The sequence below is a fragment of the Methylocaldum sp. GT1TLB genome (assembly GCF_051027445.1).
In the GTDB taxonomy this organism is placed as follows: domain Bacteria; phylum Pseudomonadota; class Gammaproteobacteria; order Methylococcales; family Methylococcaceae; genus Methylocaldum.
In genome coordinates, this window is record NZ_CP194898.1 from 161,597 (window position 1) to 176,460 (window position 14,864).

Consider the following 14,864-nt stretch of genomic DNA (forward strand, 5'->3'; position numbering starts at 1 on the left):
ATCCCTTGCCGACAAAACGGTCACCGTCAGCCGAATCTCGGCAGCAGCACGAGCAGCCAGATGATGCCGGCCAAGGTCAGGGCGAGGAACACCGCCGCGGAACCCACGTCCTTGGCCCGGCCGGACAGTTCGTGATGCTCGAAGCTGATCCGGTCGACCACGATTTCGATACCGGTGTTGAGCAGTTCGACGATCAGGACCAGGAGAATGCTGCCCACCAGCAATGCCTTTTCGAAACCGGTTTGTCCGAGCCAGAATCCCAAAGGTCCGGTAACGATGAGCAGATAAATTTCCTGGCGGAAAGCTTCCTCGCTCAGCCAGACGGCTTTGAGTCCTTTCATGGAGTTGAAAAACGCCGCATGAATGCGGGACCAGCCGGTGAGATTCTGACCTGCCATGATTTCGAATTTACCCATCGGTTCGGTGAACCTGGCTCCAGATATTATCCACCCAGGATTTGTCGACCCTCAGATCGCCTTGCATCAGCCAATCGGCGACGGCCCGTGCCACATCGGGGTAGACGACCCGTGTGGCCCGGCTCTGTTGCAGCCAGGCCTCGACGGTGGGGCCGTCCAAGGTCTGCATCACTTGGCCGAGCTGCAAGACCTCCAGGGCCAGCGCATTGGAGTTCTGTTCCATCTGGCCGTGCAGCGGCTTGACCAGGAGCTTCTTGCCGAGATGAAGCGCTTCGCTGGTCAATTCGAACCCGGAGTTGCATATCACGCCGGCGGCGTCGGCGAAGTCGTGCTGAAATCCCTTCCGGGAAAGCTGTTTGATGTGGATGTGCTCGGGCCGCGGATGGCGTTCGTCCGGCATGGTCGAACTGTAGATGTGAAACTGACGATCGTGGAACGGCTTCAGCAAGCGGACGACCTGATTGATGTCTTCGAAGGGCAGATAGACGACGATTTTGTCCGGCTGAACCGCCGCGGGTTCGAGATCGGTCTCGATGATGGGCGGGAGGATGGGATGATGGAAATGATGCCAGTGCACGCCCAGGCCCACCGTGACCGGCGCGAAATACTTGAGCACCAGATTTCCCATGACATCGGCATTCGCCTTGGGGATATCGTAGCCGAAGGCGTACTGATGGCCGATGCCGACGGTTTTGATGCCCTGCAGCCGTGCGGCCCAGGCGGTAACCGGTTCGAAATCGCTGACGACGATGTCGTACTGGCTCAAGTCCAGGGATTTGACGTCGCGGACGAAGCTCGGAAGATTGTTGCGAAATGCGGTCTTGATGTACCGCACATTGCCGGCTTTGGTTTCGAAGGTAAGACCGGCACGCCATTGGTAGTCGCCGAAGACGTCCATTTCGAACAGCTTTTCCCAAGGGCGGCCGGAAAACAGGTAAGTGACTTCGGCTCCGGCTTGCTCGAGTTTGGGCGCGATGGCTCGCGCTCGGGTAATGTGACCATTGCCGGTGGCCTGAACGCCATAGAACACTTTCACGTAAGATGGATCTCTAAACTCAGAAGGGCCAAAAGGATTCCCATCAGCGCGCCGATCAGCGTGTCGGTGGGAAAGTGAACGCCGAGCACCACCCGCGCCATGCCCATCAGCACAGCCCAGGTTAGGAGCAGAGGCGCAAGGGCCGGATAAAAGAAACTCAGCAACGTCGCCACCAGGAACGCCGCGGAGGTGTGCCCGGACGGGAAGCTGAAACGGTCGGACGGAATGATGAAGCTCGGAATATTCAGCGCGGCTTGGGGCCGGTCGCGCCGGCACAGATTCTTGAGGATGAAATAGACCGGACGCTCGATGGCGAAGCCCGTTAACAGGCAAGCCAGCAGAACCGAGCCCGCAGGCTGCCCGGACCATGCCAGCACCAGGCCGAGGATCAGGTACAAGTGCCCGTCGCCGGTCTTCGAGACGCATCGCGCACCGCGAACCAGCACGCGCCGGGATTTCCGTTGCGTTACCCAGAGAAACAGATTGACGTCGTAGGTTTGGATCGTCTGCATGAATTTCATGGCACGCTACTCCCTAAGGGCTACTCCTAAACCTTAGCCGGGGCAGATGACAATCCGGTGACGGAAAGATGAACGATCCATGACAGCGCTTAGAACTCGTAGGATGTGCTGAACGAAGTGGAGCGCCCTTCGACTAGGCTCAGGACAGGCATCAATCGCGAGGGTGCAGATGCCCATGGCTCGGGCACGGAGATCACGAATACCGCTGCCACCACGCCGTCGAACGCGCGCCGTTTTTCGGAATCGGCGCCAGATAGCTTTCGAACAGGAGGGCGCAATCGCGCCAGGAATAGCGCAGGGCATACTGGCGGCAGTCTTTGGGATCGAGTTTCAGCGCCTCGGTGATAGCGTTCTTGAGGTCTTCGTCCAGGCAGCCGACCCGACCGCTCAGAATCACGTCCTTCGGGCCTTCCACCGGAAAGGCCGCGACCGGAACGCCAGAGGCCAGAGCTTCCAGCATCACCAGGCCGAAAGTGTCGGTTCGACTCGGAAAAACGAAAACATCGGCGGCCGCGAGATAGCGGGCCAGTTCCTCGCCGTATTTGTAACCGACGAAGCGGACATCGGGATATTTGCTCTCGAGCTCCTCCCGCTGCGGTCCGTCGCCGACCACGTACTTGGCGCCCGGCAGATCCAGCTTGAGAAAAGCCTCGATATTCTTTTCGATCGCCACCCGGCCGGCATAGAGCAGCACGGGGCGGGCATCGGGCAGAAAACCCTTGTCTCGGGGACGGAACAAGTCCGTGTCCACTCCGCGCGACCACAGCACCGGGTTCTTGAAGCCTCGCGCCTTGAGCTCCTCCAGCAAGGTGGGCGTCGCAGTCATCAGGCGCTCGCTTTCGCCATGAAACCAGCGCAGAAAGGAATAGCCGACAGCGAGCGGCAGACCGGTGCGGAGATGGATATATTCGGCGAATCGGGTATGGAAAGAACTCGTGAAGGGAAGCCCGCGCCGTTTGCAAAAACTCCGGGCGGCCATGCCGAGCGGGCCTTCCGTGGCGATGTGAATGGCATCGGGCTGGAATTCGTCCAGCCGGGCTCGGAGTTTCGAGCCGCAGCCCAGCGCCAGACGGATTTCGGGATAGCTCGGACACGGCCAGTTGCGAAACTGATCCGGCGTAAAGGTTTCGACCGTATGTCCGATCGCGCGGAGCTGCTCAGAGATCGTGCGAAGCGTGGTGACGACGCCGTTAGTTTGTGGGAGCCAGGCGTCCGTGATCAGGGCGAGTTTCAAGTGCGAGATCCTCCAGGAGTTGGGTGCTTTCTTCCAGCCAGCGGATGACGGACAGCGTTCCGGCGTGGCTTTCGGCCAAGGCGGTGCAGCTTTCCACCCAGTCGCCGCAGTTGCCGTACAGCGTGCCGTGCTCGGCCGTCCGGATCGTGGCGTGGTGAATGTGGCCGCAAATCACGCCGTCCAGATTTTGTTCATAGGCCTCGTGAATCAGCGCCCGCTCGAAATCGAAGATGAAGTTCACGGCGTTCTTCACCTTGTGCTTGATGTAGGCCGACATCGACCAGTAGGGAAAGCCGAGAATGCGGCGGACGTGATTGAACCAGCGGTTGACCTCGATCAGGAAGTCGTAGGCGCCGCTGCCGAGAACCGCCAGCCAGCGGCTGGAGCAGACCACGCCGTCGAACTCGTCGCCGTGCAGTACCAGAAGCCGGCGTCCGGTCGCCGTCTCGTGGACCGCGCTGGCGTGGATCTCGATGCCGTTGAACACCGTGCCGATATAGCCGCGGAAGATTTCGTCGTGGTTGCCCGGAATGTAAATCACCCGTGTGCCCCGAGCCGCCATCGCCATGACGGTGCGGACGATCTCGTTGTGCAGGCGGGGCCAGTAAACACCGCTCTTGAGCTTCCAGAAATCGATGATATCGCCCACCAGATAAAGGCGTTCGCATTCGATGTGCCGCAGAAAATCGAGGAGATATTCATCCTTGCAGCCCCTCGTCCCTAGATGTACGTCGGAAATCCAGACGGTACGGTATTTCAGCTTCATGGATAGTCCTCGCTGCGGTTGAAACTGGCAAAGAACTTAAACCGATTTTCTTAAAGCGCCGTGACGGACCGGTTAAGAATTCATGACGGCCAGTCCGCGGCAAGAATGGCCGGCATCCAGCGCGGCCACGATCTGTTGCCGCGTGGTTTGCGCCAACTCGTTCCGGCCCGGTCCGGGCGGAACGGCGGGGCAATAGTGCACATGGAGATCGATCCGTTCCAGCTTGAGGATGTCGAGGAGATGCGGCAGAAATTCGTCCTCGCCGACGAAGGGTGCGCATTCTTTCGCCGCGCCGTCGTAACGCAGGGCGACCGCCTGGACGTGCGCTCCCGCCAACTGCGCCGGGTGGAGCAGCTTGCCGTGAAAACGCAGCACGCGGTCGCCGGTGGTTGTCGTGCCTTCCGGGAACAGCACCAGGCGTTTCCCCTGGCGCAATTGCCAGGCCATCCGTTCGGCCACGGCTGCGCTCTGCCCGGTATCGCCGCGCTGGACGAAAAGCGTGCCGATGCCTTTCGCCAGGTAGCCCATGACCGGCCAATCCGCCACTTCCCGTTTGGCGACGAACAAGCAGGGGCCTTGCGCTCCGAGGGCGATGATGTCCAGCCAGGAAATGTGGTTGGCCACCACTAATCGGGCGTTCGCGTCGGGCCGCCCGCGGATGTGCAAGCGCAGATTGAGAATCCGGCAGACGGCACGGTTCCAGCTCACCACGATGGCGTCGTTCAAGGCGGCCGACTTCTTCCCCAATAGCAGCCTCAGGGCCGGCATGATCGTGCTGACGGCCACGATGCCGGCCACGAACATGGCGGCGATGGCCAGAGCTTTAAACCACTGCCGACAGCGCTGCACGCGAGTTTTCCTGTTTGCTGGCGATGAAGCGTTTTTCGTAGCGGGCCTGCATGCGGGAGAGGTCCAGCAGAATGAACACGTCCATGACGTTGAAATCCTCGTCCCAGAAAGGATCGCCCAAGACCCAGCAGCCCAGCCTGAGATAAGCCTGCAACAAAGGCGGAATGCCGCTTTCGTCCTGGACGCAGCGCTTGTGCGCAGGAACCGGATTTTTGGACCTTACCAAGAGTTCCGACGGGCCGAACTGGTGCGGCTCGATCTGCCGATAGACCGCATCGACGGCGAAGCCGCTGGGGCCAGGCGGGATGCTGGCGCAGCCCATCAGGTAGTTGAAACGGCCGTTGTAGACGTATTCCGCCAGCCCGTTCCACAAGGTTCCGAGAACCACGCTGCCGCGGTGGGACGGATCGACGCAGGTGCGGCCGATCTCCAGGAAGCGTCCGGGCAAGGCCAGAACCTCGTCGAGTTGGAATTCGCCCTCGGAGTAGAAACGTCCCAGGCGCGCAGCCTGGATGTCGTCCAGCAAACGAGTGCAAGCGACGATCTGCCCGGTTTGGGTGTCGCGCACCAAGAGATGATCGCAGTAATCGTCGATTTCGTCATAATCGAGACCCTCGATCCGGGTATGCAGATGCGCGCCCATCTCTTCGGCGAAAACGTGGTAGCGCAGGGCTTGGGTTGCGCGGACGGTCGCCGGATCGCTGGCGACTTCGGCGGCGTAACGGCGAGGACGGGACGAGAGAGAAATAGCGTCTTGTACTGACATGTAAGCCTTCCGTCTGTGCTTCGATGGAAAGGCACTTTACGGAGGCGGTATGACGCAAATATTGCGGTTTGGTGACGAAATGATGACAAGCGCCGCAGGCGATCCGTTTTGGCTCGGAGTATTTTTCGTCTTGGCGGTCGACGGTTGGAAGCATGATTGAAGGGGGCGCCGCGTCAGCGGCACCTAATATCACCATTCCAACCCCTGACGCCGTAACCGCTCGCGCTCGGCGTCGCCAAGCGCGACCCAGGGTTCCGGCGAGCGGACGGCGCGGTAGAACAGATCGAACAGGGCCGTAGAGCCGCATGGGAAACTTCCTCATGCGGCGCAATACGGGAGTACCCTATTGCGCCCAACGCGGACTATATTTCCCATTTTGGGATCAGCCCCCAATATCGCTGCCGCTCTCTATGACAACGCCATTAACCTGGAGCGCATCTTATTAACCCGGCCTATAAATATAGGCCGGGTTAATCCGGGGCAGGGATGCCCCGGCGCGGCGACAAGCCGCGTGAGCCCAGGCCGGGCGTGTACCGGGCCTGGGCGGCGGCCCGAAATACCAGGAGGGTATTTACGGGCCTGATTCATAAACTCTCAGGGCATCAAGCATTGAACAGCCCTGATCGGAATTTGATGCCGCGAAGCCGGTCATAGGAATTAGAAAAAGGACGTTTATTTTTCCTGGACTCAAACTCTGCGAGGCTAAGATTCTGCCCAAACGGGGGGTGAGCGCCATGGACAGGTCCGATCCCGGAGAGGGAATCATGCAATACTCGACGCGGCAAAGGGACAGGAAGCCGAGCTCCCGCGGCCGGTTTCCGGGCTTACGGTACTTTTTCCTGGGGCTGCTGGCCTTGCTGGGGGCGATCCTGCTCGCCCGGCCCAAGCATGGCGGTGAGCCGCATGACGCTTCGAGCTCGCCCTCGCCGCAGGTGAGCGGGAAGCTCATTCATCCGAGCGTCCCCTTCATCGCGAACCAGGGGCAGACCGACGAGCGGGTGAGGTTCTATGCGGGGATCGACGGCGGCACTGTCTATGTCACCCGCATCGGCGAGATCGTGTACGACCTCCCGAAGGTGTCCGGCAAGACCGGGACAACGGGTTGGTCCCTGAAGGAGGCGCTCGTCGGCGGCGCCGCTGCCTTGGTGGACGGCGCAGAGAAGGCCCCAACCGAGGTGAACTATCTGATCGGGAGTGAGGAATCCGCCTGGAGAACGAACGTCCCGACCTACGATCGCGTGACCCTCGGTGAGGTGTACGCGGGGATCGAGCTCGAGCTGAGGGCGGCGGGCGCAACCGTCGAGAAACTCTTCCACGTCAGGCCTGGCGCGAGGCCCGAGAAGATCGGAGTGAGGATTTCTGGCGCGACATTCCTCCGGGCGAACGACAAGGGCGAGCTGGAGGTCGGCACGGGGCTCGGCACGGTCGTGTTCAGCAGGCCGAAGGCCTACCAGACGGTCGCGGGCCGCGCACACCCTGTGGAGGTCGCCTATGCGGTGGAGGGAAAGAGCTACCGCTTCGAAGTCGGGCAGTACGATCGGACGAAGGACCTCGAGATCGACCCTTTGATCCAAGCCACCTTCCTCGGGGGATCGGGAGGGGACCGCGTCACCGCCGCAGCGGCCACGGCGTCGAACGTGCTCGTGGCGGGGACTACCGACTCGACGGACTTCCCGGGGACGGCGGGAGGGGCTCGACCTGCCCTGGCGGGTCCGAGCGACGGCTTCGTCGCTCTCCTCAGTTCGGACTTGAAGACGATCATCCAGGCGACGTACCTGGGGGGGGCCGGCGACGACGCCGTGAGCGGTGTCGCGGTCTCGGAAGCCGGCATCTACGTCACAGGTTCGACGACATCGACGGACTTTCCGGGAACGACCGGAGGCGCCCGACCGCAGAGCGCGGGGGGCAAAGACGCGTTCGCCGCGCTCCTTACCTCGGACTTGAAGGCGTTGACCCAGGCGACCTACTTCGGAGGGACCGACGAGGACGCCGCCAGCAGCGTGGCTCTTTTCGGGGGCGCCTATGCCGTGTTCGTGGCGGGCCGGACGGCCTCGCACGATCTCGTCGGGACCCTCGACAGCGCTCAGCCGCTGAACGGGGACCCGATCATCCGCCCCGTCGGGCAGAATACGAACGACGGCTTCATCGCCGCGTTCTCCGCTGATCTGACGAACCTGACGCAGGCGACGTACCTGGGAGGTCGCTCCTCCGATTTCATCAACGCCATCGCGATCTCGGCGGGGTTCGTCTACGTGACGGGGGAAACCGTCTCGACGGACTTTCCGAAGACAGGAGGGGGCGCTCAGGAGATCCATTATCCCGACGGCCAGTCCGACGCCTTCGTGGCGCTCCTGACCAGCGATTTGACCTCGCTCGTGCAGGCCACCTACCTCGGGGGGCTTGGTCAGGACATCGCGCACGCCATAGCCGTTTCAGGGCCGGACGTCTTCGTGGGGGGAGAGACCACTGCCTCGAGTTTCCCCGGAACGCTGGGAGGGCACACACCGACGTTCGGAGGGGCCACGGACGGCTTCGTGGCTCGCCTCAACTCCAGCCTGGCGAGCGTGATCCAGGCGAGCTTTGTGGGAGCCGGCGGCTTCGATCGGGTGCTCGCGCTGGGTATCGGCGGCTCGTTCTTCGGACCGGTCGTCAATGTGGCGGGGTCGTTCGATACAGACCCGGAGGGGATCACCGGCCCTGATGCCTTCCTGTGGGTACTCGGGTACGACCTGAAGGCCTTCGCCGAAACATTCCCGACCGCGGACCCGGCGGTCCTCCAGAACTCGGTCTTCTTCTCCTTTGGATCGTCCGACGTCGCGACCGCCCTCGCCGTTCCGCCGTCCATCTCGGGGTTCAATGTCTATCTGGCGGGCGAGATCCCACCGAGCAACGCAGACCAGATGGGAGCCGCTCAGCCGAGGTACGGCGGTGGCGCCAGCGATGGCTTCGCCGACAAACTCGTCCTCGTCAGCGACTACTCCTTCTCGCCCCTTCCTACGATCAACGTCACCCAAGGCGGACAGGGCCTGGCGACGGTGACGGTGAATTCGCTGAACGGGTTCACGGGAGAGGCCGTGAAGCTCGGGATCTTCGCCCAGCCGACCGGAGGGGCGCTGCCGGCCGGCTTCACGGCGCCCGGTTTCCCCCAGGACATCGGCTCCCTCCCGCCCAATGGGTCCTTCTCTTTCACGCTCACCATCGGTGTCGCGTCCACCGTCACGCCCGGCACGTACACGCTGTGGATCGTCGGGTTTCCGGGGACCTCGGTCGCGCACGCGGCCCCCGTGACCGTGAACGTCGTCACTACGATCCCCAGCACCATGCAGACGATCAGCCCGCTCCAGGAGAGGAACTCGGGACGATCGGCAGCTTGGGGAGCGCCGACTCCCTGACATCCAAGCTCACAGCGGCTCAAGACCTGGCCGACGCAGGCCGCGCCGGTGCGGCCATCGAGGAGAGCATGCAAAACCAGGGGGAGTGCGCGGCCTGTTGCAGGTCTTCTGCGGCGGGGACGGTTCGAAGCGGCGGAAGAAATTGATTTTTGGTGCGCTCAAGCGGCATCTTGGAGAGATATTTCATGAGCTCGCCGGGCACAAGGAATCGAAAATTGTTGAAGGTCACCTGATGGGCGACCACGTTCATATGTGTATCAGCATTCCGCCGAAGTATGCGGTTTCGAACGTGGTGGGCTACATCAAGGGTAAGCGTGCGATCCAAATCGCCAGGAAGTTCGGCGGTCGGCAGAGGAACTTCACCGGCGGGAGTCGATTTGGATGCGTGAAGCGCCCAGCGGGCGAGCGCCAGGGAGGATGCGAAATCAGCAGACAACCCGGCGGCGCGCTGATCCTGCGCGTCATACAGGAGAATTCAGCACGCACGAAAATGTACCGTAGACCAGAATATGCGTCGGCGAATCATATGGGCACAGTGCGTGCCAATCGACACCCGGCCGATTGGTCCGGCGGCTGCGCGTCTCATCATCCGTCATACCACCATTCCAAGCCCTGACGCCTTAACCGCTCTCGCTCGGCTTCGTCGAGCTCGGTCCATGGCTCGGGCGAGCGTACGGCGCGGTAGAAAAGCTCGAACAGCAAAAGATGACGCCTTAGGGTCCGCCGCACGCGGTGAGGAAGGCGCGGATTGAAGACGCCGAGGGCCGAGAATGCCTGCGACCAGTTCTTCTTCACCCAAAGCCACGAACCCAGCTCCAGGGTGAAGGGAATATAGCGGCCGTCGGGCCGGACGGTTCTGTATTCGTCGTAGAGGTAATCCCACAGGTCGCCGTGGGCGAGGTACTGGCGGGACTGGGGCTCTATGCAATAGACGTGGTTGGGATGGGTCTTGTCGATCAGGTGCTTCAAGGCGACGGCTTCCGCCAGTGCCGGAAAGGGCTTCCGGGTTTTCGCGAAGGGAAACCACAGGCGGTCTACCTTCCCGTAGCCGGAGTGCACGTCGATGCTGAGTGCGGTTCGGGCGGGAAAGATCTCGCGGCGCACCCAATCGCAAAGGGTTTGCGCTTCGATCTCCATGGGCGCGTCTTCCTGCCCTTGATACCAGGGTAATGCGGGAGAAATGCGATGGCCGGCGAATAGATGCCAACGGGATAATCCTTCCGCCCGTACCGGCGCGTTTCGCATGAGATCGACCCGGTTGCCATTGGATCGCCGTTTGAGATACATGCCGACCGGATTGACCAGTGGCATGATCAGCAGGCGAGTGGTGGAGAGCATGTCTCGGGTCACCCGGTCCCAGCGAGCCATTTCCACCAGGGTCCGGAGATATGAGGTCACGACCTGCGTGCCGATACGTTCGAGCCCGTGGACCCCGCCGAATAGCGCCAGAGCCGGCAAGGCGGGATCGGACGGACCGAAGCGAAAGGCCAGCAGCGGAAACGATTCCTCACCGTGATGCAATTCCGCCAAAACTTCCACCCGCGCCCAATCCCAGCCCGCATCCGCGACGTGCTCCGCGAGTATCAGAAGCTCCCGCAGTTCGGGGAGGGCGCGCATCACCGGACGAGTGAGCGATCCTTCGAAGGGCGTCGGTTCGCTGGCGGAGAAATCGGCCATGGATGTATTCAAAGCGGGTGAGTCAGACAGCCGGGTAGGATCGACAATTATCCGAAATTATCGCTCACTTAGCCTTAGGTCGGCGATGTCACGGAAGGAAACTCTGAAAATGTAGAGTTGGTTAGAGTCTAATTAAATACATTGAATGTGACGTACGTTAAAGATAACGTACAATGATGAAAAACATAAACGCTTAAAGGACTAATATGAAAGCTAATCCGGGCGGTCAGATCGATCTAAACGAGGTTGTTGGTCGTGACGAGATCATCAAGCAAATCTGGGACACTATCGATCAACAATCGATTCGTATAAATGCCGAGCGGCGCATCGGCAAGACGACGATCATCAAAAAGCTTTGCGCAGAGCCGATTAGCGGCTGGGTTCCGATTTTTCAGGATTTGGAGAAGTGCCACACGGCCCTGGAGTTCGCCCTCGCTGTTTATCGAGAGGTCGATGGCTTTCTCTCGGCTCGTCAATGGACGGCCCGACGCGTTCGGGACTTTCTCAACACTATGGGCGGGACCGAGGTCGGAGGCGTGTTCAAGCTGCCTCCGTTTGGAGCTCAGGCGCCCTGGAAGGAGATCCTTACCAAGGCGATCGAAGACTTGGTCGAAGAACGAGAGAAGCACGACGAACGCCCGCTTTTTTTGTGGGATGAAGTCCCTTACATGCTAAAAAGCATCAGCGATCGCGAGGGAGAGATCATGGCCATGGAGGTACTCGATACTCTGCGCGCGCTACGTCAAGGCGAGGGTGACAGGGGGCTCCGGATGATTCTCACCGGTTCCATTGGATTCCACCATGTTATCCATAGCCTCAAGCGCCAGAATTATGCCAACTCACCATTGAACGACACCTTCCCTCTCGAGGTTCTGCCCCTGGACTCGGTGGCAGCCGCCGAATTGGCCACGAAACTGATCACAGGCGAGGGTATCCCGACCAAGGCTCCGGAGGCTGTCGCCGACACCATCGCCCGAATCTCGGATGGGTTTCCTTTCTACATCCACCACATCGTCAAGGCGCTCAAGCTTTCCGGCCGGGAGGCAACGCCAGATGCCGTCGAAACGATTGTGTCCCGTCAACTGCTGGACACCAACGATCCCTGGGAGCTAAGTCACTACCGCGAGCGCATCCCGGTTTACTACGGCAAGGACAACGAATCAGCCGTACTTGGCATCCTCGACGGTATCGCGGTTCGCCACCAGCCGGTTTCCGTCAATGAACTGCTAACCGAACTGAAAGGCACGGGCACTCTCTCCGAACGGGAGAGCCTGATAGGCCTGCTTAAACTGGTCGAGCAAGATCATTATCTGTCGCGGGACGCCCATGGTTGCTACCAGTTCCGCTTTCCGCTGCTGAAGCGCTGGTGGATGCTTTCCCGAGGACTCTGAGACGAGCCGGCCATGAACGATCGTACATTTCTCTCTGTATTCACCCCCAGTCGCACCGCGCCGGAAGATCTTGAGGCGATCTTCGTGCAGCGCCAGGCGATGCTGGACGATGCCGTGGAGCGGGTCCGCGAGAGCGCTACTACCGGCAACAAGCATCATCTGCTGTTTGTCGGGCCTCGCGGTACCGGTAAAACTCACCTGGTCACACTGTTGGTCCACCGCCTCGGTCAGGATGAGGAACTCAAGAAGCACCTGAATATCGCCTGGCTCAATGAAGATGAGACCAGTACCACACTGCTCGAATTCCTGCGCCGGATCTATCTGGCTCTTGTCAAACGCTATCCGGATGACTACAGCGAGGCATCCTTGGAGCCCATCTACGATTTGGAGCCTGACGCCGCCGAGCACTGGCTTGCAAACTTGCTGCTGGAGCAATTGAAGGATCGGACTCTGCTGGTAGTAATGGAAAACCTGGACGCCCTATTCGAAGGTTTAGGCGAGCCGGGCCAACAGCGGCTGCGGGCTTTGATTCAGGAGCACCCGGTGCTGACCATTGTTGCTACAGCGCAGCGGCTTGTAGATGACATTACCAAGCGCAATAGCGTTTTCTTCGGATTCTTTCAAACCGAGCAGCTCGTGACGCTTTCGGTCGAAGAGGCCGCCGAATTGCTCGGCAAGATCGCAACGCTGAACGGACAACCCGACGTGGCCGCTTTTCTGCACAGTCCGACCGGCCGCGCCCGCATCCGTGCGTTGCATCATCTGTCCGGGGGTAACCACCGGATTTACATCGTCCTGTCCCAGTTCATCACGCGCGACAACATCGACGCCCTGGTAGGACCTTTCTCCAAGATGATCGACGAAATGACGCCTTATTATCAGGAGCGCATCCGCTGGCTTCCCGCCCAGCAGCGGAAGATTGTCGAGTACCTGTGCACTCGCGAGCGGCCCACGCCGGTCAAAGAGTTGGCCAAGCGGCTTTTCGCCAGTCATCAGACCATTTCCAGCCAACTCAAGGACTTGCGCGATAAAGGCTATGTCCAATCCGCCCAGCGAGGACGCGAATCCCTCTACGAGATCGCCGAACCTTTGATGCGCATCTGTGTGGAAGTGAAGGAGAACCAGACTAGCGAGCCCATGCGTCTCCTGGTGGACTTTCTCAGGGTCTGGTACGACGCTCGCGATCTCACGGCCCGTCTGCAAGGGTGTGACACGGGCAGTATAGCCCGCGCTTATCTGCAAGCTGCAATGGAGAAGAATTCGGAGCTGGGCGATTTGCGGGCGCAACTTCTGGTGGAAGGATTTCGAACCGAGCTTGGCGATGAGCAGGGTGAACGATGGCTTTCGCGCATCGAATCCTATGCCCGGGAATCCGAAGAATTAGCCCTGGCGTGCGGGGAATGGGCAAAAGGCAACAAGGATCAGGCGTTGAGTCTGCTTGCGGAGATTGCCGATGAAAGCGGCGGCCAGTCCGCGTCCGTGAGGGCTTCGGCCTGTCTGCTTGCTGGTGAGATTTACTTCAAAGAGGGGGAGTTTGCACGAGCGATCGAGGCACTGTACCCAATCTTTGGAATGTCGGATGCACCCGTCGAGCCAGTCGCAAGAGCGCTCTTTAACCGGGGCCGGACCTACCGACAGCTCGGTGAATCCGAGAAGGCCCTTGCCGACTACAGCGCCGTCATCGCATTGCCGAACGCACCCGTCGAGCCAGTCGCAAGAGCGCTCTTTAACCGGGGCTGGACCTACCGACAGCTCGGTGAATCCGAGAAGGCCCTTGCCGACTACAGCACCGTCATCGCATTGCCGAACGCGCCCGTCGAGCCAGTCGCAAGAGCGCTTTTTAGCCGGGGCGAGACCTACCGACAGCTCGGTGAGTCCGAGAAGGCCCTTGCCGACTACAGCGCCGTCATCGCATTGCCGAACGCGCCCGTCGAGCAAGTCGCAAGAGCGCTCAACAACCGGGGCCGGACCTACGGACAGCTCGGTGAGTCCGAGAAGGCCCTTGCCGACTACAGCGCCGTCATCGCATTGCCGAACGCACCCGTTGAGCAAGTCGCAATGGCGCTCTATAGCCGGGGCTGGACCTATTGGCAGGTGAATGATGCGAAGCACTCCGAGCACGACTTCGAGGAAGTCCGTGGACTAATTGAAGCGCCGATTGCATTGCGTGTCGAGGCGCATTTCGCCCTCGCGAAGATCTGCATCGCTTCTGGACGGTGGGATTCTGCCATCTCCGTGCTCGCGGAGGGTCTGGCGCAGGGCGCTTCCAAGGAGCAGCCTTATGTGGGCGATTCGGAGGGTATCATCGCTGCCTTTTTCGAAAGCACCCTGACTCCTGGCATCCGCCGGGAGCGAACCCGCGGACTAGTACGGGTCTACCAGGACCATAACGCTATCCTCCAGTTGGGGGAGGCGTTGACCAGCCACTTGGGTTCACTCTACCGCACCGGGGAAGACTTACCCGCTTCGGACAGCCTGGAACTCTGGGCCTCGGCTTGGGAAGATGCCGGTCGAGATATAGATGCATTCCGGGTGCCTCTGCGCATCTTTCGGACGGGCGTCGATTTTCTCAAGGCCGGTGGCAAAGATCGCACCATCCTCCTGGACCTCAATCAGGAGGAGCGCAGAATTCTGGAACAGGCGTTGGCGCTGGAAGCCGAGCCATGACGCCTTATTCCAAATCGCCTTGAATAAGGGATTGATTTTTGTACGGCAGATTAGACCGTAAGCCACCGAGCGACCGCGAATCGGCGGGTTACGCTCCGCTAACCCGCCCTACATTCCTATCGCCGAATGAGTCACCTAGGCGAACGCTC

General features: G+C 60.6%; 11 protein-coding genes and 1 pseudogene. 4 read left to right on the top strand and 8 right to left on the bottom strand.

Annotation, left to right across the window (positions count from 1 at the left end):
* Positions 1-26: 26 nt before the first annotated feature.
* The 7 genes from ACR2R1_RS00700 to ACR2R1_RS00730 form a co-directional block, all read right to left on the bottom strand.
* Positions 27-416: a diacylglycerol kinase gene (locus ACR2R1_RS00700; RefSeq protein ID WP_434112218.1), complete on the bottom strand. Its 390-nt coding sequence runs from the start codon at positions 414-416 to the stop codon at positions 27-29.
* Positions 409-1,452: an MJ1255/VC2487 family glycosyltransferase gene (locus ACR2R1_RS00705; RefSeq protein ID WP_086135462.1), complete on the bottom strand. Its 1,044-nt coding sequence runs from the start codon at positions 1,450-1,452 to the stop codon at positions 409-411. Before ACR2R1_RS00705 ends, ACR2R1_RS00700 begins: the two co-directional genes overlap by 8 nt.
* A complete protein-coding gene (locus ACR2R1_RS00710) occupies positions 1,449-1,973 on the bottom strand; it encodes a phosphatase PAP2 family protein (protein WP_077729172.1) in 525 nt (174 codons plus the stop codon). The genes ACR2R1_RS00705 and ACR2R1_RS00710 overlap by 4 nt, the downstream gene beginning before the upstream one ends.
* A 193-nt stretch (positions 1,974-2,166) precedes the next feature.
* The gene (locus tag ACR2R1_RS00715) at positions 2,167-3,207 is read right to left on the bottom strand and encodes a glycosyltransferase family 4 protein (protein ID WP_077729171.1); all 1,041 of its coding nucleotides are present in this window, start codon (positions 3,205-3,207) and stop codon (positions 2,167-2,169) included.
* Positions 3,164-3,973 carry a metallophosphoesterase gene (locus ACR2R1_RS00720; protein WP_133716791.1) on the bottom strand — a complete coding sequence of 270 codons (810 nt, stop codon included), beginning with the start codon at positions 3,971-3,973 and terminating at the stop codon, positions 3,164-3,166. The genes ACR2R1_RS00715 and ACR2R1_RS00720 overlap by 44 nt, the downstream gene beginning before the upstream one ends.
* A gap of 72 nt (positions 3,974-4,045) precedes the next feature.
* A complete protein-coding gene (locus ACR2R1_RS00725) occupies positions 4,046-4,822 on the bottom strand; it encodes a lysophospholipid acyltransferase family protein (protein WP_156879385.1) in 777 nt (258 codons plus the stop codon).
* Positions 4,797-5,588, bottom strand: a complete 792-nt coding sequence (locus ACR2R1_RS00730; protein ID WP_077729168.1) for a GNAT family N-acetyltransferase — start codon at positions 5,586-5,588, stop codon at positions 4,797-4,799. Before ACR2R1_RS00730 ends, ACR2R1_RS00725 begins: the two co-directional genes overlap by 26 nt.
* 764 nt (positions 5,589-6,352) lie before the next feature.
* Between ACR2R1_RS00730 and ACR2R1_RS00735 the strand changes: the two genes are divergently transcribed.
* Positions 6,353-8,980 carry a hypothetical protein gene (locus ACR2R1_RS00735; RefSeq protein ID WP_434112221.1) on the top strand — a complete coding sequence of 876 codons (2,628 nt, stop codon included), beginning with the start codon at positions 6,353-6,355 and terminating at the stop codon, positions 8,978-8,980.
* A 127-nt stretch (positions 8,981-9,107) separates the two neighbouring features.
* Positions 9,108-9,347: pseudogene (gene tnpA / locus ACR2R1_RS00740) on the top strand (IS200/IS605 family transposase); the annotation flags it as partial.
* Between the two features lie 218 nt (positions 9,348-9,565).
* Here the strand turns inward: tnpA and ACR2R1_RS00745 are convergent.
* The gene (locus ACR2R1_RS00745) at positions 9,566-10,657 is read right to left on the bottom strand and encodes a M14 family zinc carboxypeptidase (RefSeq protein ID WP_434112223.1); all 1,092 of its coding nucleotides are present in this window, start codon (positions 10,655-10,657) and stop codon (positions 9,566-9,568) included.
* 206 nt (positions 10,658-10,863) lie between these two features.
* Between ACR2R1_RS00745 and ACR2R1_RS00750 the strand changes: the two genes are divergently transcribed.
* A complete protein-coding gene (locus ACR2R1_RS00750) occupies positions 10,864-12,048 on the top strand; it encodes a hypothetical protein (RefSeq protein ID WP_434112225.1) in 1,185 nt (394 codons plus the stop codon).
* A 12-nt stretch (positions 12,049-12,060) separates the two neighbouring features.
* The gene (locus ACR2R1_RS00755) at positions 12,061-14,715 is read left to right on the top strand and encodes a tetratricopeptide repeat protein (RefSeq protein ID WP_434112227.1); all 2,655 of its coding nucleotides are present in this window, start codon (positions 12,061-12,063) and stop codon (positions 14,713-14,715) included.
* Positions 14,716-14,864 lie beyond the last annotated feature (149 nt).

Bases quoted from the DNA above. Each gene is read 5' to 3' on its own strand.
- ACR2R1_RS00700 (WP_434112218.1), bottom strand. From the start codon at position 416: ATGGGTAAATTCGAAATCATGGCAGGTCAGAATCTCACCGGCTGGTCC.
- ACR2R1_RS00710 (WP_077729172.1), bottom strand. From the start codon at position 1,973: ATGAAATTCATGCAGACGATCCAAACCTACGACGTCAATCTGTTTCTC.
- ACR2R1_RS00720 (WP_133716791.1), bottom strand. From the start codon at position 3,973: ATGAAGCTGAAATACCGTACCGTCTGGATTTCCGACGTACATCTAGGG.
- ACR2R1_RS00730 (WP_077729168.1), bottom strand. From the start codon at position 5,588: ATGTCAGTACAAGACGCTATTTCTCTCTCGTCCCGTCCTCGCCGTTAC.
- ACR2R1_RS00735 (WP_434112221.1), top strand. From the start codon at position 6,353: ATGCAATACTCGACGCGGCAAAGGGACAGGAAGCCGAGCTCCCGCGGC.
- ACR2R1_RS00745 (WP_434112223.1), bottom strand. From the start codon at position 10,657: ATGGCCGATTTCTCCGCCAGCGAACCGACGCCCTTCGAAGGATCGCTC.
- ACR2R1_RS00750 (WP_434112225.1), top strand. From the start codon at position 10,864: ATGAAAGCTAATCCGGGCGGTCAGATCGATCTAAACGAGGTTGTTGGT.
- ACR2R1_RS00755 (WP_434112227.1), top strand. From the start codon at position 12,061: ATGAACGATCGTACATTTCTCTCTGTATTCACCCCCAGTCGCACCGCG.